The organism is Shewanella frigidimarina, from assembly GCF_003797125.1.
In the GTDB taxonomy this organism is placed as follows: Bacteria; Pseudomonadota; Gammaproteobacteria; order Enterobacterales; family Shewanellaceae; genus Shewanella; species Shewanella frigidimarina.
The window spans coordinates 839,081-863,397 of the sequence record NZ_RKKE01000001.1 but is presented as its reverse complement, the minus strand read 5'-3'; the positions used below and the strand labels follow the sequence as shown (position 1 = coordinate 863,397).

21 protein-coding genes are annotated in these 24,317 nt (G+C 41.8%); 13 read left to right on the top strand and 8 right to left on the bottom strand.

Annotated features, from left to right (window positions below):
- Positions 1–81: 81 nt before the first annotated feature.
- Positions 82–2,766: a TonB-dependent receptor domain-containing protein gene (locus EGC86_RS03860; RefSeq protein ID WP_123776668.1), complete on the top strand. Its 2,685-nt coding sequence runs from the start codon at positions 82–84 to the stop codon at positions 2,764–2,766.
- A 300-nt stretch (positions 2,767–3,066) separates the two neighbouring features.
- A complete protein-coding gene (locus EGC86_RS03855; protein ID WP_123776667.1) occupies positions 3,067–4,044 on the top strand; it encodes a hypothetical protein in 978 nt (325 codons plus the stop codon).
- Positions 4,045–4,092: 48 nt separating this feature from the next.
- Here the strand turns inward: EGC86_RS03855 and EGC86_RS03850 are convergent, their stop codons facing one another.
- The 3 genes from EGC86_RS03850 to EGC86_RS03840 form a co-directional block, all read right to left on the bottom strand.
- Positions 4,093–5,160, bottom strand: a complete 1,068-nt coding sequence (locus EGC86_RS03850) for a methionine synthase (protein WP_123776666.1) — start codon at positions 5,158–5,160, stop codon at positions 4,093–4,095.
- A gap of 44 nt (positions 5,161–5,204) precedes the next feature.
- The gene (locus tag EGC86_RS03845) at positions 5,205–6,179 is read right to left on the bottom strand and encodes a DUF1852 domain-containing protein (protein ID WP_123776665.1); all 975 of its coding nucleotides are present in this window, start codon (positions 6,177–6,179) and stop codon (positions 5,205–5,207) included.
- 519 nt (positions 6,180–6,698) lie between these two features.
- Positions 6,699–7,280, bottom strand: coding sequence for a protein tyrosine phosphatase family protein (locus tag EGC86_RS03840; protein WP_123776664.1), 582 nt, complete (start codon positions 7,278–7,280; stop codon positions 6,699–6,701).
- 1,161 nt (positions 7,281–8,441) lie between these two features.
- Here EGC86_RS03840 and EGC86_RS03830 point away from each other — a divergent pair.
- The 7 genes from EGC86_RS03830 to EGC86_RS03805 all read left to right on the top strand — a co-directional run bounded on the left by EGC86_RS03830 (position 8,442) and on the right by EGC86_RS03805 (position 13,149).
- Positions 8,442–8,945: a hypothetical protein gene (locus EGC86_RS03830; protein ID WP_123776662.1), complete on the top strand. Its 504-nt coding sequence runs from the start codon at positions 8,442–8,444 to the stop codon at positions 8,943–8,945.
- A 189-nt stretch (positions 8,946–9,134) separates the two neighbouring features.
- Positions 9,135–9,476: a cupin domain-containing protein gene (locus tag EGC86_RS03825; protein ID WP_123776661.1), complete on the top strand. Its 342-nt coding sequence runs from the start codon at positions 9,135–9,137 to the stop codon at positions 9,474–9,476.
- Between the two features lie 131 nt (positions 9,477–9,607).
- The gene (locus EGC86_RS03820) at positions 9,608–10,465 is read left to right on the top strand and encodes a hypothetical protein (RefSeq protein WP_123776660.1); all 858 of its coding nucleotides are present in this window, start codon (positions 9,608–9,610) and stop codon (positions 10,463–10,465) included.
- Positions 10,466–10,548: 83 nt separating this feature from the next.
- On the top strand, positions 10,549–10,671 hold the full coding sequence (locus EGC86_RS21130; protein WP_281047808.1) for a hypothetical protein: 123 nt from the start codon (positions 10,549–10,551) through the stop codon (positions 10,669–10,671).
- A gap of 67 nt (positions 10,672–10,738) precedes the next feature.
- Complete coding sequence (locus EGC86_RS03815; protein WP_123776659.1) at positions 10,739–11,284, top strand: hypothetical protein; 546 nt, start codon at positions 10,739–10,741, stop codon at positions 11,282–11,284.
- A gap of 444 nt (positions 11,285–11,728) precedes the next feature.
- A protein-coding gene (locus tag EGC86_RS03810) for an IS3-like element ISShfr6 family transposase (protein WP_123776658.1) occupies positions 11,729–12,906 on the top strand; the annotation gives its coding sequence in 2 pieces (ribosomal slippage) (positions 11,729–11,987 and positions 11,987–12,906; 1,179 coding nt in all).
- A gap of 21 nt (positions 12,907–12,927) precedes the next feature.
- The gene (locus EGC86_RS03805; protein WP_041413230.1) at positions 12,928–13,149 is read left to right on the top strand and encodes a hypothetical protein; all 222 of its coding nucleotides are present in this window, start codon (positions 12,928–12,930) and stop codon (positions 13,147–13,149) included.
- 186 nt (positions 13,150–13,335) lie between these two features.
- On the opposite strand, the gene EGC86_RS03800 is transcribed toward EGC86_RS03805, so the two are convergent.
- The 4 genes from EGC86_RS03800 to EGC86_RS03785 all read right to left on the bottom strand — a co-directional run bounded on the left by EGC86_RS03800 (position 13,336) and on the right by EGC86_RS03785 (position 17,710).
- Positions 13,336–13,770: a dCMP deaminase family protein gene (locus EGC86_RS03800; protein ID WP_123776657.1), complete on the bottom strand. Its 435-nt coding sequence runs from the start codon at positions 13,768–13,770 to the stop codon at positions 13,336–13,338.
- 218 nt (positions 13,771–13,988) lie between these two features.
- Positions 13,989–15,923: a B12-binding domain-containing radical SAM protein gene (locus tag EGC86_RS03795; RefSeq protein WP_123776656.1), complete on the bottom strand. Its 1,935-nt coding sequence runs from the start codon at positions 15,921–15,923 to the stop codon at positions 13,989–13,991.
- 287 nt (positions 15,924–16,210) lie between these two features.
- Complete coding sequence (gene mtgA, locus EGC86_RS03790; protein ID WP_123776655.1) at positions 16,211–16,891, bottom strand: monofunctional biosynthetic peptidoglycan transglycosylase; 681 nt, start codon at positions 16,889–16,891, stop codon at positions 16,211–16,213.
- 177 nt (positions 16,892–17,068) lie between these two features.
- Entirely contained in the window at positions 17,069–17,710 is a 642-nt protein-coding gene (locus tag EGC86_RS03785) for a DsbA family protein (protein ID WP_123776654.1), read from the bottom strand.
- Between the two features lie 236 nt (positions 17,711–17,946).
- Between EGC86_RS03785 and EGC86_RS03780 the strand changes: the two genes are divergently transcribed.
- The 4 genes from EGC86_RS03780 to EGC86_RS03765 all read left to right on the top strand — a co-directional run bounded on the left by EGC86_RS03780 (position 17,947) and on the right by EGC86_RS03765 (position 23,147).
- Positions 17,947–19,221: a glycerophosphodiester phosphodiesterase family protein gene (locus EGC86_RS03780; protein ID WP_123776653.1), complete on the top strand. Its 1,275-nt coding sequence runs from the start codon at positions 17,947–17,949 to the stop codon at positions 19,219–19,221.
- A 331-nt stretch (positions 19,222–19,552) separates the two neighbouring features.
- A complete protein-coding gene (locus EGC86_RS03775; RefSeq protein WP_011638983.1) occupies positions 19,553–20,506 on the top strand; it encodes a TAXI family TRAP transporter solute-binding subunit in 954 nt (317 codons plus the stop codon).
- Positions 20,507–20,709: 203 nt separating this feature from the next.
- A complete protein-coding gene (locus EGC86_RS03770; RefSeq protein WP_123776839.1) occupies positions 20,710–22,743 on the top strand; it encodes a TRAP transporter permease in 2,034 nt (677 codons plus the stop codon).
- Positions 22,743–23,147, top strand: coding sequence for a DUF1850 domain-containing protein (locus EGC86_RS03765; RefSeq protein WP_123776652.1), 405 nt, complete (start codon positions 22,743–22,745; stop codon positions 23,145–23,147). The genes EGC86_RS03770 and EGC86_RS03765 overlap by 1 nt, the downstream gene beginning before the upstream one ends.
- Before the next feature lie 88 nt (positions 23,148–23,235).
- On the opposite strand, the gene EGC86_RS03760 is transcribed toward EGC86_RS03765, so the two are convergent.
- Positions 23,236–24,159: a manganese-dependent inorganic pyrophosphatase gene (locus tag EGC86_RS03760; RefSeq protein ID WP_059745724.1), complete on the bottom strand. Its 924-nt coding sequence runs from the start codon at positions 24,157–24,159 to the stop codon at positions 23,236–23,238.
- Positions 24,160–24,317 lie beyond the last annotated feature (158 nt).

The following is a 24,317-nucleotide window of genomic DNA, read 5'->3' as shown; positions in this document are numbered from 1 at the left end:
CCTCGATAACCTTAATCTGTGACCTATTAATAGCCGCCCGCAAGGGCGGTTATCTCTGAACCGCATACAGGATAGTTAAGTATGAAAACCAAGCCGAGTTTTACCGTTAATAAGTTAAGTCTTGCCATTATCTCTGTGATTTCTGCGGCGACACTATTAACAGCTACCCCCGTATACTCGCAAGAACCAGCGCCTGTTCGTGATCCTGGTGAAGTGATTCCAATTGAACCGATAGAAGTGATTTCAGTTACTGGGCGTTTACGTAGCTCTGCATCGGAAGCAACTGAAGAACGTCGTGAACAAATTGCTGTAGCCGATATTATGGGCTCAGAACAAATTTCAAGAACCGGTGACGGTGATGCCGCCGCAGCGCTTCGTCGTGTGACAGGTTTAACCTTAAAAGATGGCAAATTCATTTATGTTCGTGGTTTAGGTGAGCGTTATTCAAGTACCTCACTGAATGGCGCGACAGTGCCATCGCCAGACCCAACCCGTAACGTAGTACCTTTAGATATGTTTCCTGCATCGATCATTGAATCATTATCGGTGCAAAAGTCTGCCTCAGCTAATTCACCTGCCGCATTTGGTGGCGGGCATGTTGATATTCGCACTAAATCAATTCCGGCCGACTTCTTCTTTAAAGCGTCAGTGGGCGGTCGTTATAACACCAATGACTCAAATGACAGCTACACCTACAACGGTGGTGGCGATGATTGGACCGGCCAAGACGATGGCACTCGCAGCATGCCAAGCAACATTAATAACACCATTAATCAATATGGTGGAATTAGCCCAATTGATATCGTGAGCAACTCTAATGGCGCTATAAATTACCCAGCAGCACAAAAAGTTAACCGCGAACTAGCACTAGACATGTACCGCGATATGACGGTACACAGCCAAAGTACAGACCCTGCAATGCGCGGTGATATCGCCATTGGTGATCGTTGGGACATTACCGACGATATTATCTTTGGTGCATTGTCAGCCGTGTCTTACAAGAAGCAAGCTGAAAACTACACTAAACGTGAAGTTGAGCTTGATGGTGATAGCAGCCAAGTACAAGTTGAAAACCAGAAAGACATCGTCGGTACCGACTCAATAGTCCAAGTGTCTGGCATGCTTAACTTAGGCTTAGAGATTGGCTACAACCATAAAATCGAAACCTTCACTACTTACCTGCAAGACACTTCAGATGATGTGTCTATGGGGATTGAAGAAACCATCGATACTTTGGGTGAGCCAAATGCACTGCAAGTTTACGCCATTGATTACGAAGAACGTTCGCTTATCAGTAACCAAATTAAAGGTCATCATTTTATTGAATATTTGAATGACGCTGAATTTAATTGGAAGTTCTCCGATGCGCGCTCAGAGCGTTATGCACCAAATGAAGTGTCGTATACCTACAACGTGATTTTAGACGATAGCAACCAGTTATTATCACGTAACCTCAATACTCAAGATGCACCCAAGTATGTCTACAGTCGCCTAGAAGATGACAGCCAAAACTATGCTTGGGACTTTATGTATCCAATTAATCTAGACGGCGCCGTGGTTAAACTGACTACCGGCTATGAATACTTTGAGCGTACTCGCGAAAGCTATGCAACTCGCTTAGGGTTTGATGTCGATTTAAGTCCAACCGACCCTAATGGCGCTATTTTAGCGGGTGATTTTGATGAGATTTTCTCTGATAAAAACATTACCGACAATACCTTAGGGCTAGAGCTAAAAGACGCATCAACTGACACCGAAGACTACATTGCCGCCGAGAAAAACGACGCTGCATTTGTGAGCATGGACATCGACTTTGATGATGTTTGGCGGTTATATGCTGGTATTCGTTATGAAGATTTTCGTCGCGTCACTTTGCCTATCGACCCCAATGGTGAAATATCAGATGAAGGTGGTCGTTATCAGTTATCTGACTACGTGATAGCAGAAGACGGTTGGTTCCCATCGTTGTCATTAACCTGGAAACAAACCGATACTACTCAATGGCGTTTTGGAGCGAGTAAAACTATCGTTCGTCCAGATCTTCGTGAGGTATCACCGGTTCGATTCCAAGATCCGGTTACTGGTTTTGACTTCTTCGGTAACCCAGAGTTAAAGAGTTCAGACATTCTTAACTTAGATTTACGTTGGGAATATTATTCTGATTCGGGTAATAATTTCAGCATGGGCGCATTCTATAAAGATGTAGATGCACCAATTGAGCCGATTCAACGTATTTCAGAAGCAGGGCGTCAGCTCAAGTTTTATAACGCGCAGTCGGGCTATGTGTACGGCCTTGAAACTGAGTTCTTACAAGAGCTTGAATTTTTGGGTAGCGATGGCAGCATTTGGGAAGACTTCTTTGTTGCAGGTAACTTAACCCTTGGCGACTCAGAAATCGATATCGCTGCTAACGGCGAAATTGACCCAACCAATAAAACGCGCCGCATGACCGGACATTCACAATGGGTGGCTAACTTACAGTTAAGTTACGACTCGTCAGACAGTTATCACAGTGCCACATTAGTGTATAACGTGTTTGGTGAACGTATTGCTTATGGTGGCCGTGGTGGTTTAGACGATGTATTTGAAAAACCATTCCATAGCCTTGATTTTACCTATAGTTTCTTCCCGACAGATAGCGTTACGGTAAAAGTAAAAGCGAAAAATATCTTAGGTGAAACTACTGAATACGAACAGCAAGATCTTCAAGTGTATGCCAAAGACCCTGGCACAGAGTTCACTTTGCAGTTCAGCTATGAGTATTAATAGGTTTAATCGTTACGTTTAATCATTACGTGTAATAGTGCGTTCAAGAGTCACGTATAAAAGAGTACTTGTTTTTAGCGATTTTTATTCATCATTTCAATCGCTAAAAATGTGCATGGCCACTTTCTTCGGAACAAAGAAAGTGGCCTTTTTTTGTTTAATAACAAGATAACGCTACACAAACTCAGCTTATCTAACGGATAAATAAATTAACCTCAGTTTAAACATTGGCACTTTTCTATTTCAAATTGGGTAGAATACTGGCTTGCTCGTTACTGATACCTCAATGGACCCGTGTTAATGCCCAAAATACTGCCCCTGTTCACCCCGTTAAAGCTGTGTATATATGTGATGTTGGCGTTATCGACTAGTGCATGTGCTATGCCGATAGGCATGACCCAAGCGGGTAGCATTACTGCTCCGACTATTGACGAAGCCAGTGGTTTAGCAGTTTCGAGGCTCAACGACAATATACTTTGGGTACATAACGACAGTGGTGACACCGCAAGGATTTTTGCCATTGATACCCAAGGTCATCAGTTGGCGACAGTTAACATTACAGGCGTTAAGAATAACGATTGGGAAGACATCGCCTCGTTCGTTTACCAAGGTGAATCGTATTTATTGATCGCCGATGTGGGTGATAACCAAGCGAAACGATCGCAATATCAGTTACATCTGATCAAAGAGCCAGATTTAAGCCAGCTTAATGGACAACAAACACTGTCGGCTAAACCCGTTTGGAGCATGACATTTACCTACCCAGATGGCGCACACGATTGCGAATCCGTAGCCGTTGATGTGGCTAAACAAAAAATACTGTTACTGAGCAAACGCGATAAATTACCAATATTATTCGAGCTGCCATTAATTGCTCCAGCTTTAGGACACAGTGCTTCAAACAATTCATCGGTTAAAATGGTTAACAAACAAGCCAAAAAGCTGGGCGAAATCGCGCCATTACCAACCGCCATGCTCGATTACGCCAGTATCTATACCTGGATTGGTTTTGCCGGAAAACCTACAGCCATGGATATATCAGCTGATGGTTTATCGGCGGTGGTATTAACCTACACTCACGCGTTCTATTTTACTCAAACTGAGCCAGGTGATTGGTTAACGTTGTTTTCTACGCCGCCACAAGAGATTTCTCTACCAGCGATAAAGCAAGCTGAAGCCGTGGGTTTTAGCCCAGACGGTAACAGCATTTTTATCACTTCAGAGATGATTCCTGCACCCTTGTATAAAATGGATTTGAAGGGTTTTCATACTCAGTAGGTGATGTGTGCTCGCACTGCGATTAAATCGCCGTAGATTGAATAAATATTAATCCCTAAGGTTCAACAATCCTTGGGCCGATAGCTCTTTTCTAACAATGTCAGCCCCTGCACTTAAGGCATGTAACTTACCTCTTGCTACATGATGAGGTAAGGGCGCCATGCCACAATTGGTGCATGGATAAAGCTTATCGGCATCTACGTACTGAAGTGCTTTTCGGAGGGTATTGGCGACTTCCTCTGGTGTCTCAATCGTATTGCTTGCTACATCTATGGCACCAACCATCACTTTTTTACCTCGAATGAGTTCAAGCAGCTCAATTGGCACATGAGAGTTGTGGCATTCTAGTGAGATAATATCGATATTAGACTGTTGCAGTTTAGGGAACGCTTTTTCATATTGTCGCCACTCTGAGCCCAGTGTTTTTTTCCAATCTGTATTGGCTTTGATGCCATAGCCATAACATATATGCACAGCCGTTTCGCATTTTAGTCCTTCAATGGCTCTTTCTAAACAAGCAATGCCCCAATCATTTACCTCATCAAAAAAAACATTAAATGCTGGCTCATCAAATTGAATAATATCAACACCTGCGGCTTCTAATTCTTTGGCTTCCTGGTTAAGAATTTTAGCAAATTCCCACGCTAGCTTTTCACGACTTTTATAATGGTCATCAAAAAGCGTATCAATCATTGTCATGGGACCAGGCAAAGCCCATTTAATGGGTTGCGTGGTTTGCTGACGTAAAAACTTGGCATCTTCAACAAAAACTGATTTTTGGCGACTAACAGGGCCGACAACCGTTGGTACACTGGCATCATAGCGATCACGAATTTTAACGGTTTTACGCTTATTAAAATCAACACCGTTAAGATGTTCAATAAACGTAGTCACAAAATGTTGGCGTGTTTGCTCACCATCACTAACAATATCAATGCCTGCGTGTTGTTGATCTTGTAATGACAAACGTAAAGCGTCTTGTTTGCCCTCAATTAATTCCTCACCTTGTAGTTTCCAAGCTGACCAAAGTGTTTCGGGTTCAGCAAGCCAAGAGGGCTTAGGTAAACTGCCTGCAGTTGAAGTGGGTAGTATTCTTTTGTTAATCAATGTTTTCATAATAAGTCATGCCGTATGTTGGGTGTAATAATTAAACGCAGCGATTAAACGTAATTGGCAGACCATTGCTCAAGCACCGTTTGATAGGGTTTGATGAAATGCTTCTCAGCAAACTTTCCCTGCTCATTAGCCAACTGGCTACGTTCTTCTCGATCATAAACAATTTGCGTTAATGAATGATCTAGGTTCTTCAAATTGGGTTGATAGGACTTTCCAGCAGCGGCATTCGCATTATAAATCTCTGGTCGGTAGATTTTTTGAAAGGTTCCCATAGTGCTGATGGTGCTTATAAGCTCAAGATTAGTGTAATCATTAAGTAGATCACCAAAGAAATGGAAAGCCAACGGCGCAACACTATTTGGCGGCATAAAATAACGTACCTGTAGCCCCATTTTTTTGAAATACTGCTCAGTCAATGATGACTCATTTGGCTGGTATTCAACCCCCAGTACAGGATGTTGATTTTCAGTTCGATGATAGGTCTTGTTATCTGAAACACTAAGGCAGATAACAGGCGTTTTCTTAAAATTTTGTTTGTAAGCATTTGAATTGACAAAATACTTAAACAGCTTGCCATGCAGCTCACCAAAGTTATCTGGAATGCTAAATTCGGGCTGGTCTTTATTATGAGCCTGCAGTAATACGCTAAAATCATAATCCCGCACATAAGAGGAAAAATTATTTCCTACAATACCTTCAATGCGTTGGTTAGTTTGATGATCAACAATATTCGTTTTCAATATTTCAATCGATGGGAAGGTTTTACCACTGCCTTCAATATCCATATCAACAGAAATGATTTCAAGTTCGACGGAGTAACGATCGCCTTTAGGATTATCCCAATTCGCTAAGGCATTAAAACTGTTATCAATCATCTTTAACGCGTTGCGCAAGTTTGCTTGGCGATAACTTCCTCTGGCCAAATTAGCAAAGTTGGTGGTGATACGTGTACTGTCTGATGGATGATAATCTTCATCGAGGCGAATGCTCTTAATCGTAAATGTGAAATCTTTATTCATGATGATCTGGTATCCAATTTTGTGATTTAAAAGCCTGAATTTACATTTTGCTGTTTATAGATATGTTCTATTAGTGCTGATTTTCTCAACAAGTCGCTGTTACAGCGTTGTCTGCTTTGTGCCTGATGGCTTAATTAGGGATCCGCTGTAATATTGTTTGGCGCTAAAAGCATGAGTAATTTATACGTGGGTTGGGACATGAAGAAAAACGGTTTTATTTCACCTGCAGCATGAGCAATATTCATGATTATAAATAAGCGTTAGTACCTAGAGATTATTTGCGGCGTCGGACGACAATCTTGAATAATATGAGTCTTGAATCACAAGGTCATCTAACCTAGTTGGCTAGTGCTTGTTGTCTAGTGCTTGTTGTCTAGTGCTTGTTGTCTAGTACTTGTTGAAGAGAGCGGAGGTATTATTTGTACTAAAGCCTGCGGCAGGTAATTAGTTAGGATGAAAGTGCAGGATTTTATCCTGCACTTTCATTCGGCACTGGCCAAAGGGAGCGCAGTATTTACATTACTGTTGTTTGGTTTGATATTGCTGTTTTGCATCTTCTATCAGTTGTTGCCATTGAGGATATTCAGCAAAGCTTTGTTGTAAGTCGCCCCAAGGTGTTAGTGCTTCAGCCATTGACGGCGCATTGTTGTGGCGGGCTTGATATAAGTAATAAAAGGCTGAGGCACGATAATTAGCAGCGCAATGCACTAGCACTGGTGCGTCGCCATTTTGCTCCATCAGGCTAAAGAATTGCTGTAGATTTTCTTGTGTAGGCTGCTGCCAGTCCACGCTAACATTGTGATAATTCATACCGAGTTGAGTGACGATTTGCTGCTCATTGATTAAGGCGTTTGGATTATCATTAGGAATGAGGTTAATCACGGTTTTAATACCCGCCTGAGCGAGCTGTGCAAATTGCGGCTCTGTGGGTAAACCCGCGGTAATCACTCGCTGGTTATTAAATTTAATCGCTTTTATGTCGCCAAGCTTGCTGGTATCAATGTTTGCTATGCTGCTTGCGCTGAACACTCCCGCACTAAAAAAAAAACAACACATTAATATGCTGGTGGACAGTAGGTTATAACGTTGCAATATATTCATGTGATCCCTTGGGTTAATTTAATACGTGGTTGGTATTGTTAAGCTCAAGTTAACCATACCATTGTTAAGTTTTCATATAAAAATTACAGGTCTAAAGTGACACCTTGCAAAGGCCAAATCCACAGTTGTTCCGGTAATGTTGTTGAGCTGGAATTTAGCGCTAAGCCGTCATCCTCGAGTGCTTTTATCGGGGATCCAGCTCTATTTTTTGTATTTATGGCCTGCGGCCACTAAGGTCGTGGCGCTTCGCCCACACCAGACTTTTCAAACTTCGTTTGAAGTAAGATCGCAAGGTTCCACCCTGCACGGGCCAAAAGGGGATCAACAGCAATCCCCTCTTGGATCACCCTTGCCGTTCCGGCAGCATTTTCGCTATTTAACCAAACAACAGCAGCGAAAAGGTCGCGACGGAAATTGGTCCAGCTTTGGACTTCATTGGTAATCGGCTTCGATCAATCTTGTAATAAAGAGTGAAAATTCTAACGCTTCCGATGGTACATATGATGTGAATGGATTCACGAATGTCGTGATGGCAGGACGCCAAGGAACGACCTGTACCGCGAAAGCTAGCCTAACGTCCCGTCAGGTTCACGTATTCTTTTATAAAGAGTCTTCAACGTCCTCAATTTAGAGTTGAATCTGCACCGTTAGGGTTGGGTTGTTTTATCATGTTCGGTTTTATTTAGACTTAAGGGTGATTGATTCAATATAGTTAAACTGGTAACTTACTGGAATTATTAATAATTTTTTTAGCAATTTTTAGAGTGGTTGTTGGGACATATTTATAGATGTTTTCGCAATCCACGCAAATACGCTGTTATGTATACAGGGAGTTACGGTGAAAAGTGTACAAAATTATTATCTATTTGGTTTTATATTGCTCGCCGCAATATTAAATGCGTTCATAGAGAGCGAGAGTATTGGTATAAAACTGCTGTGTTTAATTCTTTTATTCACAACCTTTGTGTTTGCATCTTTATTTCATAGTTTAAGAGTTAAGATGACTAAAGCAGAAGAAAAAAATACAGAGAAATTCAAACATAATAAAACCATTAAATAGTGGACATAACAGTTGTTTCCGTTCCGCTTCATTTCACATTTTAGTTAACTATTACTTTGCCGTTTATGGCGGCGTCGATAGAACCATAGAACGTAATAAATATGTCTAATTTTTTCATTGCTGAAACTTTTGAACCGCCTAAGAATTTTGATAATGAATATTTTCATTTCAGAGTTCTTGAAGATGAAGTTGCAAAATTAGATTTTGAAGCCGTAATTTCTAGTCAAAAGAGGCTTTATGGGATTTTTGGCTCAGATTCTGAATGGCCTCAAAGTGATATGAAACTTGAGGAAAACATCACTAGTCTAAAAGTCCATAAACATGAATTTGAGTCACGACAAGCATTTGCTTATTCAGTATTTAATCAATCAAAAAACAAATGTCTTGGTTCCGTTTACATCGACCCAAGTCCTTCTCCTAACTATCAATGTGTCGTTTATTTATGGGTGCGTGATGATAGTATTGAGCTAGATAACGAACTTTATCGAACAGTCTGTAAATGGCTTTCTAAGGAATGGTCTTTCTCTAAAATAGCATTTCCTGGAAGGTGTATTTTATGGAAAGATTGGGATACAGAGTTAAGCGTTGTACAACAAGTGAATTAAACAATGTTGATATGAACACCTAGGATTTTTAACTTTGCTCACCACTTTCCATTTAGTGCTCAGTTTGTTGATGATCTCCTTCCAACTCATACATTTGAATAGTGCTGAAAGCTATCGCAATCAGAACAAAAAGCAGTTATGTTGATAATCATTAAAATAGGTGGCGTAGTTTCATATCAAAGGTAATCCATGTCGGTAGCATCAATTGAAGCAAGCGAACATTATGTTTGGGGTGGCAATTGCGACGGCTGGCACCTTGTAATGTCGGAGAATCTGAGTGTGATTCAAGAACGTGTTCCAAGTGGCTCCTCTGAAGTTCGTCATCTTCACAACAAGACTGAGCAATTTTTTTACGTTCTCGTTGGCACCGCAAGTCTGGAAGTTGCAGGCATTACCCACGTTCTAAGGGCTAGCGAAGGTTTTCATGTTTCAGCTGGTGTGCCTCATACTTTGAGCAATCAGCATGAACAGGCGCTTGATTTCTTAGTTGTCTCAACTCCTCCTAGTCATGGTGACCGTGAAAATGCATAACAAGGCCTACCAATCCGCCTCCGTAAACTGGTTTCTTTTTTGCAATAAAACACAAAAAAGTTAGCCAGTTCACTCCGATAGTTGCTGGTGGCGTTATGGCGTCTTCATACTTTAAGGTTATGTGAATCTAAATGGAAAAAAGAATATTTTACTCTTGGCAGTCTGATTTACCTAACAACTCGAATAGAGGGTTTATAAATACAGCTTTAGAAAAAGCGATAAAGGATATACATGCTGATGAAAGTTTTTCTCTGATTCCATTTTTAGATAGAGATACTGTTGGAATTACTGGTTCCCCTGATATATCTACTTCTATCTTTGACAAAATTAAGACTAGCGATATTTTTGTTTGTGACATCTCTATTATTAACTCTCATACAGGTGATTCTGCTAGGCCTACTCCAAATCCTAATGTTCTGATAGAGTTAGGTTATGCAATTGGTATGTTAGATTGGAATCGAATCATATTGATAATGAATGACAGTTTTGGAGACGTTAGTCTATTACCTTTTGATCTTAGAGGTCGGAGGGTTTTAGTTTATTCAATGCTACCAAGTAACGATGAAAAGGCACCTGAACGTAAAAAAATTGCGTCTATTTTAAAAACTAGTATAAAAGACATCTTACTTAATTCTCCAGTCGAGCGCTCCGAGAAGTTAGAACAGTATTTACCAGTTAAAGATATTGTTGCTGAACAAGCAGGCATCGAATTTAATGCTCTAAAATCGGTGACATATGTTCAAGAGAAAAACTCAGGTCTAATAACTTATACAAAAAAATATATTCAAATGAAAAGGCTTGATTTAGCCGTTCTGTTTGCTCGAGATGTAACTTTCATCAAAGAAAAAAATTCTTTACTTATCCACATAGCTAAATCAACACTAGTGATGGGGGATTTCTCAACAGCGCAAAAAGCTATAGAGTCAATAACTTATATCGAACAAAAAAATCAATTAGGTTTACAGTTACTACAACAAATGAAGTCATAATAATTGCATTAATAATGGATTGACGTGGTTTAATTGATACGACTAACCCAGTTAAGACATAATTGATTTAACTGGAGATTCAAATGAAAACACGTAAATCCTATTCAAAAGAATTCAAGCTTGATGCCATTACACTGGTAAGAGAGCAATATTCAAATTATGGGTGGCATGGTTTTGTTGGTTATAGTTTTAGCAAACAATGCTAAAAGCCACGTCTACACATTGAGTGTTAGGCGGGTGCTATCTACTTCACATATATAAAAGGAATTTTCTGTGTATTCTAATATTAAAATAAATTTCACTAACTATTTTCTCATTAGGTTCGTCATTTGCATTGCTTTCGTAACATTGTACGGTTGTGGCGGTGGCAATTCTGAAGTGGAAGGCGAAAGTGTAGTACCTCCCATTGTATCTGTGCCTATTGATGAAACATTCGATCTGACTGGTTCATGGTTATCAAATTGTGGCGAAAGGAAAAATTTGGCATATTATACAAATGAATTAGTCATAACTAGTGTCAATTTAGAAATAATTCAACATAAATATGATACCTCTGATTGTGCAGGAATCCCTGTAGAATCTATTTCACAAACAATTAATCCATACAGCTATCCCGAATCGAATCGTGATACAAATGATAAATTTATTGTTGTCGAAGTTTTTCAAGAGCCTCTATGGGAAATGACTGTAAACGTAGAAATTTATAATAACCTTTTGTATTTATCAAATAACTTATCAATTACCTATGAAGGCTATGCTTTCGAGTCAAATCATACAAATGAAATTAACTATGTTAATTATTTAACAAAGAAAGAATAATTTTTTGTACAAGAAGTCATTAAAGCAGGACAATAAATAGTTGTTTTTTTGATCATTCACTACTTCTTTTAATCGCTTATAAAAGTGGTAAAAGTGAATTTAAAGGTGAATTTAGTGGGGCAGGGTAAAGGCGTTAACCATGCCACCCATTATTAAATTCCCATTATTAAATTTCTGGAGAGAGCTGTATTTTGAGTACTTTTCTAGGCATTTGTTTACTGATACTGCCATTGATTTTTTTTGGCATTTATTCAAATCATGAATTCGATTTATCGCTTTCGGATAACTTAAAAAAATGGAAATGGGGTAAGTATTTTGCCGTTATTCTTGTACTTGTATACGTAGTCTATTTGCTAATGTATGGGCACAGTGTAGTGGCATAGTTATTTGGGCCACCTAAATAGAGGTGATATTATTACCTCGTACATGACTTTAGGTGAACACATGAGATCGATAACCAGAAAAACATTTAGTGCTGAATTCAAACTTGAAGCAGCCCAATTAGTCCTCGATAAAAACCATAGCATCATCGAAGCAGCAAAGGCGATGAACGTGGGTAAATCAACCATGGATAAATGGGTGAGACAGTTAAAACTAGAACGCCAGGGTGGCACGCCAAAAGCCTCTCCCATTACCCCTGAGCAAATTGAAATCCGTGAACTGAAGAAACAGGTAGCCCGTCTTGAGGAGCATAATCTTATTCTAAAAAAGGCTACCGCTCTCTTGATGTCAGACTCGATGAACAATTTACGCTGATCAGCGCACTCAAGCAGAGCCACTCTATTCTCACAATTTGTAATGCATTCAAAGTGCATCGAAGTAGCTATAAATATTGGCTAAAAAGAAAAGAACATATCGATGCTGATTTTACAATTTTATGCAGTGAAGTGAAGGCCGCGCATCGTATTAGTAATGGCTCTGCCGGTGCTCGAACGATAGCGCAATTAGTGACTAACAAAGGGATTAATCTCAGTCGTTATCGAGCCCGTAATCTAATGAGAAAGCTTGGATTATTAAGTTGTCAGCAGCCTAAGCATTCTTATAGGAAAGCTGCACAAGAGCATGTAGCGATCCCAAACACGCTTAATCGACAGTTTGCAGTAACTCAACCAGATCAAGTGTGGTGTGGTGATGTGACGTATGTTTGGGTCGGTAATCGTTGGGCATATTTAGCCGTTGTTTTAGACTTATTTTCCCGCAAACCTGTTGGGTGGACTTTGTCATTATCGCCTGACAGCGAGCTGACCTCTAAAGCCTTGAAAATGGCATTTGAGTTAAGGGGGAAACCTGAGAATGTGATATATCACAGCGACCAAGGTTCACATTACACAAGCTTGAAATTCAGACAGTTATTATGGCGTCTTCAGATTGAGCAAAGCATGAGTCGTCGCGGGAATTGTTGGGATAATGCACCAATGGAGCGTTTCTTTAGAAGTTTGAAATCTGAATGGGTACCCGCAAGTGGCTATGGGAATTTTACAGAAGCAGACAAAGCGATCACAAATTACATCACTGGATATTACAGTGAAACTAGACCCCATCAATATAATGGTGGGTTAACGCCAAATGAGTCAGAACGTTTATATTGGAATGACTCTAAAACCGTGGCCAATATTACTTGACCACTACACAGTTACGTTGTAATGGGTGTCGATGAAACAAGCACGTATTTAGAAGATTGGGTGCTGTATTATCTTGTGCCAGGTTTATGCTTAGCGGCAGTAATATACTCCAAACCGGTAGGTTACTTTTTTGGTGATAATAGCTCAGAGTTTGGCTCATCGATTAAAGAAGATGTTGCTTTTATGCTTGGCCTTCTGTGGTTGTTATTTTTTACTTGGCAAATATTCTTAGAAAGCTTGTAAACGACACGAATTAATCATGGCATCTATTGTTAAATTTTTACCTAGCCTTTTAAAGCCAGCTAGTAAAGTGAAGCTAGACTGTTCACCCTTTACTATGATGAAGTGCCACGCAGGCCATAAATGCAAAGAGTAAACACTTGGATTCCGGCTCAACCGCATTGCCGGAACGACGGTGAAAAAGTAAGGTTAATCTACCTGCATCCAATCGACTTGAACGCCTGCTTGCTCAAACATATCTTCGCTGACTTTAATCTTATCTCCCCAGCGTGACAGGAAATCTTCGTTGGGTTGCGGGCTATGCACGGCACGTAATCCTGTTTGGATAATCTTGGCGGCGCAGTTTGGGCAGGGGAAGTGGGTTACCCAAATCTCACAGCTACTGAGATCTCGTTTGGCATGCAGAATGGCGTTTTCTTCGGCATGAAGCGTTTTTAGCAGTTTCATTTCACGGTTATCGGTTTCAGCGCTATCTGATATTCCGTGAGGATAACCATTAAAACCTAAAGAAACGATGCGATTGTTTTCAGTGATCACCGCGCCAACTCGGGTGGAGGGATCTTTACTCCAAGATGCTACGAGCTCGGCCATTTGTAAAAAGCGTGTCGCCCATTTTGTCATCATCTTATTGCCGTTCCTATGCTTTATGTATCACTGTATTTGGGTGCTATTCTCTATGCAGAACAGTGATAAATCAACCTTCAATATTCTAACCATGGACCCACTTACTCTTTCTTATATTAAGTAGGGCCATGATGCGCCTGTATAGCAGAATTTGACTGCCAATTATTTAAGCTGCATTTAGTTATTCCAATGAGATAGCCCTAGTTACTCTTTAATACCTACTCTTCATTACTAAGAATAAAGTTGCTAATCGCTTTTGATATTAGGTCTTTTTTCATTGATGTGCGGGAAACGGGTTCGTTGAACCAGAAGCTCATTGGTTGGTCGAAGCCGATACCGTGCATGTAGTTGTAGAGCGCTTTACGTAATCCTTCGCCGAGCATGTCGTGATCGGTGCCGGTTGGGTCGGTAAAGTCGACATCGTTTTCAGCAAATAAAATTTCAGGGCGTTCAGCAAGGGTGATACCAAATTGCTCTGGATTCATGCCTATCGGGCTGTGAATGGTGGCGACAAAACGATGCCAATAGGCTGACTGGAAACATCCTTGTTCCATCATCTGACGCACCATTTCTAGCGAGTCTATGGTTTCTTGTTCGGTTTGTGTTGGGAAGCCATACATCAAGTAAGCGTGAACCAATATTCCGGCATCACTGAATGCTTTAGTGACGTGGGCGACGCGCTCAACACTCACGCCTTTTTTCATCAGTTTAAGTAGTCGATCTGACGCCACTTCAAGTCCGCCGCTGACAGCGATACAACCTGAGTCTGCCAGTAATTGGCAACGCGCTGGGCTAAAAGTACGTTCAAAACGAATATTGCCCCACCAGCTGATCACTACGCCGCGTTCTATGAGGCGTTTTGCAAAGGCAAACAATGTTTTTGGCGGTAAGGCTTCATCGACAAAATGGAAACCTGTTTGTCCGGTTTCTTCAACAAGCTCTACGATACGGTCAACCAAGGCATCGGCGCCAGCGGTATCGTAGCGGTCGATATAGTCCAAACTGACGTCGCAGAAGCTGCATTTACGCCAGTAACAGCCGTGGGCGATGGTCAGTTTGTTCCAGCGTCCGTCACTCCAAATGCGGTGCATTGGGTTGAGCATTTCACATAAAGACAGGTAGTCGCCCAATGGCAGACCGTCGTAAATGGGGGCGCCGACCTCAGATTGTGGAATATCGTGCAGCTGATCATTTTGATTTAAGTGGACATAAGGTTGGCCATTTTCATCTTCTGCAAGGAAGTAAGTACGCACTAAATCGTCTATTTCACGTTTGCCTTCAAAGTATTCCAGCAAAGTGATAAGCGGGCGTTCGCCGTCATCCAGACAGATAAAGTCGACAAATTCAAATACGCGCGGATCTTTTAGTGCGCGCAGTTCAGTATTAACAAACCCGCCACCCATGACGATAGGAATGTCTGGATTAATGGCTTTACAGGTTTGGGCAATACGTAAAGCGCCTAGCATATTACCGGGAAACGGCACGGTTAATGCGACGACACTTGGTTGGGTGTCTTCCAGATACATCTCGACCAATTGCTCCAAAATTTCAGAGCTAAAACTCGGTTCACCCATTAAGGTGTCGTAGAGGTTGTCAAAGCTTGGGTTGGCCGCCGCTAGCTTTTCGCCATAACGGCTGACTTCAAAGTAGGGATCAACACCTTGGGTAATAACGTTCGACAGATCATTAATAAACAGGGTGGCCAGATATTTGGCTTTATCTTGTACGCCTAAATTACCAAAGGCTGCTTGCAACACGTCGCCAGATACCGCTTCCATCTCAGCAATTGCATCAAACGCTGGGCCTTCGGGTAAAAAACGTCGGGTATTAATGCGCATTGCAAGGCTGGGGTCTTTGCCCTGTAAAAAGCGAATGGCAGGCTCAACAGTCAGGTGATAACGCTCAAATTCAGCCAGAAAGTTAAAAATGACATCTGGCAGTTCGTCGTCTTCAAAGTGTTCGAAGTTTTCTTCTACGTGCTGACGAATAATGTCCAGCGCAGGTGCTGTCATCATCTCAAGAAAAAGCTCAATCGCAGGATCTCGCTGAACCGCCTCATAGCCTCGTGAGCGTAAAAAACCGGTTAAATACGCTGTTGCTGGATACGGTGTATTCAGCTGGGTCATCGGTGGAGTCATTAGAAGAACGGTCATAGCCTGCCTTGATCGTAAAAGCGGATAAAAATGAGGTCGCATTCTAACAGTAAAAATAGTTCAAATCCTGTTAATTCCGGCTTTCATCTGGCTTGCTAGTAGGCATCATGTTTTCGCCACATGATGACGATTGGAAGAGAAAAGTATTTTTTGAATGATATTAAAGGCTAAAGACTAAAGGCTAATGGCTTATCAATGATCAATATTTTGATCTTTTAAACATGAAGGGCAGTTCGAGTTGTTATTGCTCTTAACAAAGAGCAATAACAACGGGCAACTGATGGCGGTTAATTGGTAAGAATAGGCTTTAAATAGCCAGAACCAAGTTGACGCATTTGTTTTTCACCCCAAGCGACTCTTTGGCGCAGGTATGGGGTTAAATTGTTAGGGTTTCGGTTACGCGGACTCGGCAACAACACTGCTAGGCGCGCCGCTTCGTTGTTGGATAAATAACGGGCCGATTTATTAAAATAATGTTGGCTAGCTGCTTCTACACCGTAAATGCCTTTACCAAATTCGGCGACGTTTAAGTACACCTCTAAGATACGTTTTTTGCCCCAAATGGCTTCAAGGCTCACGGCCAACATGGCTTCTAACCCTTTGCGAACAAAGTTTCTACCCGGCCAAAGTAATAGGTTTTTTGCGGTTTGTTGGGTGATGGTACTGGCACCACGCAGGCCTTCGCCACCGTCGTACTGGTTAAGGGCTTTAGTGATGGAGTTGATATCGACTCCGAAGTGTTCGGGAAACAACTGATCTTCTGCGGCTACCACTGCTAATGGCATGTGCGCAGGCAGCTCATCAATACTTACCCAGTGCTGACTAACCGGATAATCGCTTTGCAGCATAAATGACGTCGTCGGTGGCGGTACAAATCTTAGTACCAATAGTAATAGCGCCAGTAGTAGCAAAAAGCGCCACATGACAAACCATGTCCAACCGAAAAAACCTCGTTTACGATCTGTCATTCACTGCCTCATGTTATGTTTAACTAGCCTGTGTGAGGCTTTGTCATTTTCGACGTGCAGAGTATAGGATAATGGGCATTAAGGCCAAAGGCTAATCAACCTCGTGCATGATTTATATCTTAAGTGACGTTGCGCAGAGTCATTAAGTCCTAATGTCCTAATACCCTAAAGCACTAATCAACTCGGTTGGGCTGTTAACAAGATTGTTTGTATGTCTGCCAAACTGGTTTGCCATTGATGATAATCAAGCCTAATAGGGTAGGCGTTGTTATCGACCATAAGCACTAATGAGGGGAATCCTTGAATGGGAAGTTGGCGAGCAAAATTGATTTCTTTGAGCAATTTATCTTCTGTTTCATCAGCGTTTAATTGCTCTGTGAACAAGTCTGCAGGGATCCCTAATTGAGTCGCAATCGATACTAAAGTATCAACATCAGATGGGTTGTGTGCATTAAGATAATAAGCCTGTTGGATAGCGTTGATCATCTGTTGCTCAAGCCTATATTGGCGAGCAATTATGCTGGCTCTGCATGCTGGATACGTTGAACGCCTTGGTTGGCAGAGCTGCCAAAAGTCGTGATTAAATTCTGTACCTAATTGTTGGTTAATCTTATGCCAGGTTTGTTGTAGCATTTGCTGCATGGGGTGTGGCATTGGTTCTGCTGAGTCGGGCGCTAAACCACCGACTAGATAGTGTAGACTCAATTGCTGGCCAAACTGCTGTTGTAGTTGAACTTGCAGAGCATCCCATGTGGGGCGGTATCCCCAACACCAACTGCACATTGGATCGTGAACATAATAAAGGGTTGTGTTTGCCATTGTGGACCTCATCGTTAGCCGTTAACTCACTATCGTTTATTTGCTTGTCTATATACCGTTACCGCAGTTAGGGTCATGTTTTATATTATTCAATCGGTCGATAAAACAGTAGAAACTAAGGTTGTCATAATAATTCGATAATTCAGTCATATTCATTGCGTAAGCTGTTACAGATGATGAAATTTTTAGTAAACCATTACAACTGACATTACAGCATTACAACATGGAGCAATAAGATGACAAGGAAAAAAAGTGTAACACTGGGTATCATTTCGGTTTTAACCAGCATGTTATGGATTTCGGGGTGTAACAGTAACGATAATAATGACACCACTGCAGAAGTGGATAAAAGTGTTAGCGCCCAAGTGGGCCCGAGGCCGCTATTTTTAGTCGGTCAAATGCAAGACAGTGAGTTAAAAGATCAATTAGCGCAATGTGCTTCAAATTCATTTTACCGTACAGACTTTTCTATTGGCCACCGCGGTGCGTCAATGCAGTTTCCTGAACATACCAAAGAAGCCTATCAAGCAGCCATCAATTCGGGCGCTGGTATTGTGGAATGTGACGTGACGTTTACCGCAGATAAAGAGTTAGTTTGCCGTCACTCGCAGTGTGATTTAGCCACTACCACCAATATTCTGGCTATCCCAGCCCTAGCTAATAAATGTTCAGTGCCATTTTCACCAGCGGATGCCGTCAATGGCGTGAGTGCAACGGCAACCTGTTGTACCAGTGATATCAGCTTAGCTGAATTTAAAACCTTAAAAGGCAAAATGGACGGCTTTAACCCTAATGCCACAACAGTTGAAGAGTTTATAGATGGCACGCCAAATTGGCGTACCGACTTATATGCAGGTAATGGCACGTTAATGACTCACGCTGAAAGTATTGCCTTGTTCAAAGCTGCTGGAGTAAAGATGACTCCCGAGCTTAAGTCGGCCAGTGTCAGCATGCCGTATGATGGTTTTACTCAACAAGACTACGCCCAGAAAATGTTAGATGAATATGCCGCAGCAGGCGTTGATGCATCGCAAGTGTTTCCACAATCGTTTAATTTAGACGATGTAAAATATTGGATAGCCAATGCGCCTGAATTTGCCGATCAAGCGGTATACCTTGACGATCGTTATGATCTGAGTGGTTTTGATCCACAGAACAGTGCCACATGGTCACCGAGTATGGACACTCTAGCAGCAGACGGGGTCAAGATTATTGCGCCGCCATTATGGATGCTGGTTACCGTGGGAGACAATAACGCGATAGTGCCATCTGAATATGCCAAAGCAGCAAGTGCCGCTGGGTTGAAGATTATTGCTTGGTCATTAGAGCGTTCAGGGCCACTGAGTCAAGGCGGCGGTGGTTGGTATTATCAGAGTATTGCTGACGTGATTGATAACGAAGGTGATACTTTTGAGCTGTTAGATGTACTGGCAAAAGATGTCGGAGTAATGGGTGTGTTTTCTGACTGGCCTGCCACAGTGACATATTATGCTAACTGTATGAATATGTAAGATTAACTGTATTTCAGCCTTTCATTTAATGAGGGCGAACAGAATAGACTAAAAAGGTGCCGACATTGTTGGCACCTTTTTATTTCAATTAACTATACTCGTTGATGGCAGAGTATTTATTGCTTACAGCTCAGACTGCCCTAGAGCAAGTTGGTGATGAAAAATGCTAATGTTGCTATTGGTTTAATATCGAAGTAACTGAAATCACGGAATAAAGGCGATTTATAATGATGTTATTAGCCTTTAGTCTATATAGATTGCACTGGATGTCAGTGGTAGTGTAACTACACAATAATACTCATAACAATATAAAAAATAAGGATATTGCAGGATGAAATTAACCAAACGTTTTTGCATGATTGGCGCGGCTGCAGCGCTATCTATTAGTACGGCTGTTATGGCCGCGCCGACATTTATCAATATTCTCACCGGTGGCACCAGTGGCGTTTACTATCCTATCGGTGTGGCTTTATCTCAACTTTACAGCAATGGCATTGAGGGATCTAAAACCTCTGTTCAAGCGACTAAAGCGTCGGTTGAAAACCTCAATTTACTACAAGCTGGACGTGGTGAATTAGCGCTTGCTCTAGGTGATTCGGTATCGGCAGCGTGGGAAGGTGATCAGGAAGCCGGTTTTAAAGCGCCGCTTAAAAAATTACGCGTTATTGCGGCAACCTATTCTAACTATATTCAAATTGTCGCCAATAAAGATGCTGGTATTAATAGCCTTGCAGATTTAAAAGGTAAACGTATTTCTGTTGGGGCGCCAAAATCAGGTACTGAACTTAACGCGCGTGCCATATTTGCAGCAGCAGGACTCAGTTACGACGATATGGGTAAAGTTGAGTTTTTACCTTATGCCGAATCTGTTGAGCTGATTAAAAACCGCCAATTGGATGCGACTTTACAATCGTCAGGTTTAGGTATGGCAGCCATTCGTGATTTAGCCGCAACAATGGATATCAACTTTGTGGCTATCCCTGCAGATGTTGTCGCTAAAATTAATAATCCTGCTTATCAAGTTGGGGTGATTACGGCTAATACTTATGAAGGCCAAACAGAAGATGTGAGTACTGTTGCGATACAAAACTTATTGGTAAGTCACAGCAAGGTGTCTGATGAGATTGCTTATCAAATGACTAAGCTGATGTTTGAAAACCTAGACCGTTTAGGTACTGCTCACTCAGCTGCGAAGGCGATCAGTTTAGCCACAGCGGCAAAAGATCTGCCTATCCCACTACACCCAGGTGCAGAACGCTATTACAAAGAAGTGAATGCGCTATAAGTAATAGTATTAAGTTAACAGCGCTTGTTTGGTAAACCCAGCAAGCGCTTGTTTATTTCTGTCTTTCAACCATATTTGCTAACTTCCGTTTTAGATCAAGAGTGACTGATTGAGTCAACGTCATTGTTAATTGACTCATTTTTCTGAGCTGAGGTTATTAGTTGTAGTAAGTGTCGAGGCATACCATGAGCGATCCAACCCAAATTAACGAACCAGAGCAAGGCTTAAGTGCCGATACTCGCAACTGGCCAAAAGCCTTGTTTGCAGTAGCATTGATTTTTTCTATTTTCCAAATTACCACCGCGGCATTTCATCCAGTTTCGACACAAGTATTGCGCGCCGTACACGTGGGCTTTTTATTATTAGTGGTGTTTATTAGCTACCCAGGTATAGGCAAGAGTCAGCCATGGCAACCTTTGGCATGGATACTCGGTTTAGCGGGTATGGCTACCGCGGTTTATCAATGGGTGTTCGAAGCAGACTTAATTCAACGTTCTGGTGATTTAACCCAAAATGACATGATTATTGGTGTGGTGTTAGTCGCTTTAGTGTTTGAAGCCGCAAGACGAGTGATGGGAATAGCCCTGCCGATTATTTGCGGTATTTTTTTGGCCTATGGTTTATTTGGTGAGTATTTACCCGGTGAGTTGATGCATCGAGGTTATGGTTTCGACCAAATAGTTAACCAGTTGGCCTTTGGTACCGAAGGCTTATATGGCACGCCAACTTATGTATCAGCGACCTATATTTTCTTGTTTATTCTGTTTGGTGCCTTTTTAGAGCAAGCAGGCATGATCCGCTTATTTACCGACTTTGCTATGGGCTTATTTGGTCATAAAGTGGGTGGGCCTGCAAAAGTGTCGGTGGTGTCTTCAGCACTCATGGGCACCATTACCGGTTCGGGAGTTGCCAATGTGGTCACCACTGGCCAGTTTACGATTCCGTTAATGAAGCGCTTTGGTTATCGGTCTGCTTTTGCGGGTGGGGTAGAAGCCACATCCAGTATGGGCAGCCAAATTATGCCGCCGATTATGGGAGCCGTAGCCTTTATTATGGCTGAAACCATTAATGTGCAATTTATTGAAATTGCTAAAGCAGCGATGATCCCCGCAGTATTGTATTTTTGTTCGGTGTTCTGGATGGTGCATTTAGAAGCTAAACGCGCCAATTTATCTGGTTTACCCAAAGACCAATGTCCAGATCCGTGGGCAGCAATTAAGCTGCGTTGGTACTTATTAATCCCACTATTTATTTTGATTGGTTTACTGTTTTCAGGTCGTACACCGCTGTTTTCCGGCATGGTTGGCTTAGCACTCACTGCGATTGTTATTTTAGGTTCGGCCATTATTCTCAATCTATCATCAGCTGCTATGCGATTTGCTTTTTGGATAGCGCTAGGGGTGTTATGTGCAGGTTTTTTCCAATTAGGTATAGGGGTGATGTTTGGCGTTATCGCTATGCTGGTGGTGATTTGTTGGTTTGTTAAAGGTGGCAAAGAAACCCTAACATTATGTATGCATGCGTTAGTTGAAGGTGCGCGACATGCAGTACCTGTAGGTATTGCTTGTGCGCTAGTGGGCGTGATTATTGGTGTTGTGTCACTAACCGGTATTGCTTCAACGTTTGCCGGCTATATTCTGGCTGTCGGCCAAGATAACTTATTCTTGTCTTTAGTGCTGACGATGGTGACGTGTTTGGTATTAGGTATGGGGATCCCGACAATTCCTAATTACATTATTACCAGCTCAATTGCCGCGCCAGCGTTACTGGATTTAGGCGTACCGTTAATTGTGTCGCACATGTTTGTGTTTTATTTTGGCATTATGGCAGACCTTACACCACCCGTTGCCCTGGCGTGTTTCGCCGCGGCGCCAATCGCCAAAGAGAAAGGCTTAAAAATCAGTTTATGGGCCATTCGCATTGCCATTGCTGGGTTTATTATTCCGTTTATGGCGGTGTACGACCCTGCGTTAATGCTCCAAAGTGGTGGTGTGCTAGAAACGGTTTATGTGGTCCTTAAAGCGACGGTTGCTATAGGTATTTGGGGCGTGATATTTACCGGCTACTTATTACAAAACCTTTATTGGTGGGAACGTGTTTTAGGCTTTATTGCTGGTGGCAGTTTAATTATGGCGACACCGCTAAGTGATGAGTTAGGCTTTGGTTTGGCACTGGTGTTTATTTTGCACCACGTATGGCGTGCACGTAAGCTAAAACGTTTAGCGCAGGGCGAATAATGCTAGGGCTATGTTTGGGTTTAGCAGGCACAATATGGGCTCAAGTGCCTGCTGAACAGATGACATTGTCTTGGACTCACACTATTGAGAAAATTCGTTGGGCCGAAGATTATCGATTAACTAATGAAGGTTTTATTTTAGAACAAGCAAGGGTAAAAGGCAGTGGCGCAGGAATGGAGATCCCTGCCGATGCAGTGTTAAAAGATGGCAGTTGGCACTACAAACCGCATTTGCCTATTTTGCCAATGCTAAAGTTGGGCCGCACTCCAGAAGCAGGCGATTATCAGTTATGTGTGTCATCGACTCAGGCTGGGCAACAATGCCATTCTATGAGTTATTGGGTGAGTGAGCCTACCACTGAGCAGCCCTCCATTGAGCTATGGGGCTGTGATATACCAAGTTAGTTAATCGACATAATAGATAGGCCTTGAAGCATAAAAAAAGCTGAATCAATTGATTCAGCTTTTTCTTTTTTAAGTTGCTTGCAGAGTATTACTTTGCAAATGCATCTTGCAGTGCAGGTACAACTTGTTTCTTACGGCTTAATACGCCGTCTAACCACACGCGGCCATCAACGGTAGGTTTACCGTAAGCGCGCTCAGTTAAGTCTGCTGAATCAGAAACAACTAACATTTCTGAACCTTCTTTCATGATATCGGTTAGCAGCAATAATACGCTGTGACGATTGCCTTCAACTTTCAATTTAGCAATATCAGCTTCTAAGTCAGCTTTGATATCGTCAAATACAGACAAATCGATAACTTCTAATTGGCCAATACCCACTAGGTTACCGTTCATGTTGAAGTCTTTAAAGTCACGCATAACAAGGTCACGTGCTGGTGTGCCTTCAACTGCTGATTTCACTTTAAACATATCCATGCCGAGTTCTTTAAAGTCTTCTATACCGGCGATTTTAGCTAACGCTTCAACGCAACGGATATCGGCAGTGGTACAGGTTGGCGATTTGAAAATAACGGTGTCACTTAAAATGGCGCACATCATGATACCAGCGATGTTTGCTGGAATTTCTACTTGGTAGAAATCGTACATCATTTTGATGACGGTGTTGCTGCAACCAACTGGACGGATCCAACATTCTAGCGGAGTAGAAGTGGTTAGGTCGCCTAATTTGTGATGGTCGACAATACCGACGATAGTCGCTTGAGCGATATCATCTGGTGCTTGAGTAATTTCTGAATGGTCAACAATATAGACTTCTTCACCAGCGTAACTGGTTTTGTATTCTGGTGCTTCAAACCCAAATTTTTCTAAAATAAATGCGGTTTCTGGTGATAACTCGCCTAAACGGGCTGCAATTGCCGGTTCATCGATTTGGTTTTTTAAATATGCTAATGCTATAGCACCACAAATTGAATCTGAATCAGGGATCTTGTGACCCACTACATACATTGCCATTGAAAGACTCTCCTATAAAGTTGCCCTGATTTTAACAAGGATTGATCTTCATCGCATTAAAAAATACCACTTCAACGGTTCAACTTACCATATGAGTGTTATCCATGATGATATGCGAGTTTAATTGACAAAAAAAGGCCCCGAGCGGAGAGTCTCGG

What these genes read in the sequence shown, in the direction of transcription:
- EGC86_RS03825 (WP_123776661.1), top strand. Translation starts at nt 9,135, where the DNA reads ATGTCGGTAGCATCAATTGAAGCAAGCGAACATTATGTTTGGGGTGGC.
- EGC86_RS03830 (WP_123776662.1), top strand. Translation starts at nt 8,442, where the DNA reads ATGTCTAATTTTTTCATTGCTGAAACTTTTGAACCGCCTAAGAATTTT.
- EGC86_RS03855 (WP_123776667.1), top strand. Translation starts at nt 3,067, where the DNA reads ATGCCCAAAATACTGCCCCTGTTCACCCCGTTAAAGCTGTGTATATAT.
- mtgA (WP_123776655.1), bottom strand. Translation starts at nt 16,891, where the DNA reads ATGACAGATCGTAAACGAGGTTTTTTCGGTTGGACATGGTTTGTCATG.
- EGC86_RS03845 (WP_123776665.1), bottom strand. Translation starts at nt 6,179, where the DNA reads ATGAATAAAGATTTCACATTTACGATTAAGAGCATTCGCCTCGATGAA.
- EGC86_RS03795 (WP_123776656.1), bottom strand. Translation starts at nt 15,923, where the DNA reads ATGACCGTTCTTCTAATGACTCCACCGATGACCCAGCTGAATACACCG.
- EGC86_RS03765 (WP_123776652.1), top strand. Translation starts at nt 22,743, where the DNA reads ATGCTAGGGCTATGTTTGGGTTTAGCAGGCACAATATGGGCTCAAGTG.
- EGC86_RS03775 (WP_011638983.1), top strand. Translation starts at nt 19,553, where the DNA reads ATGAAATTAACCAAACGTTTTTGCATGATTGGCGCGGCTGCAGCGCTA.
- EGC86_RS03820 (WP_123776660.1), top strand. Translation starts at nt 9,608, where the DNA reads ATGGAAAAAAGAATATTTTACTCTTGGCAGTCTGATTTACCTAACAAC.
- EGC86_RS03760 (WP_059745724.1), bottom strand. Translation starts at nt 24,159, where the DNA reads ATGGCAATGTATGTAGTGGGTCACAAGATCCCTGATTCAGATTCAATT.
- EGC86_RS03840 (WP_123776664.1), bottom strand. Translation starts at nt 7,280, where the DNA reads ATGAATATATTGCAACGTTATAACCTACTGTCCACCAGCATATTAATG.
- EGC86_RS03805 (WP_041413230.1), top strand. Translation starts at nt 12,928, where the DNA reads ATGGGTGTCGATGAAACAAGCACGTATTTAGAAGATTGGGTGCTGTAT.
- EGC86_RS21130 (WP_281047808.1), top strand. Translation starts at nt 10,549, where the DNA reads ATGAAAACACGTAAATCCTATTCAAAAGAATTCAAGCTTGATGCCATT.
- EGC86_RS03800 (WP_123776657.1), bottom strand. Translation starts at nt 13,770, where the DNA reads ATGATGACAAAATGGGCGACACGCTTTTTACAAATGGCCGAGCTCGTA.
- EGC86_RS03860 (WP_123776668.1), top strand. Translation starts at nt 82, where the DNA reads ATGAAAACCAAGCCGAGTTTTACCGTTAATAAGTTAAGTCTTGCCATT.
- EGC86_RS03850 (WP_123776666.1), bottom strand. Translation starts at nt 5,160, where the DNA reads ATGAAAACATTGATTAACAAAAGAATACTACCCACTTCAACTGCAGGC.
- EGC86_RS03785 (WP_123776654.1), bottom strand. Translation starts at nt 17,710, where the DNA reads ATGGCAAACACAACCCTTTATTATGTTCACGATCCAATGTGCAGTTGG.
- EGC86_RS03780 (WP_123776653.1), top strand. Translation starts at nt 17,947, where the DNA reads ATGACAAGGAAAAAAAGTGTAACACTGGGTATCATTTCGGTTTTAACC.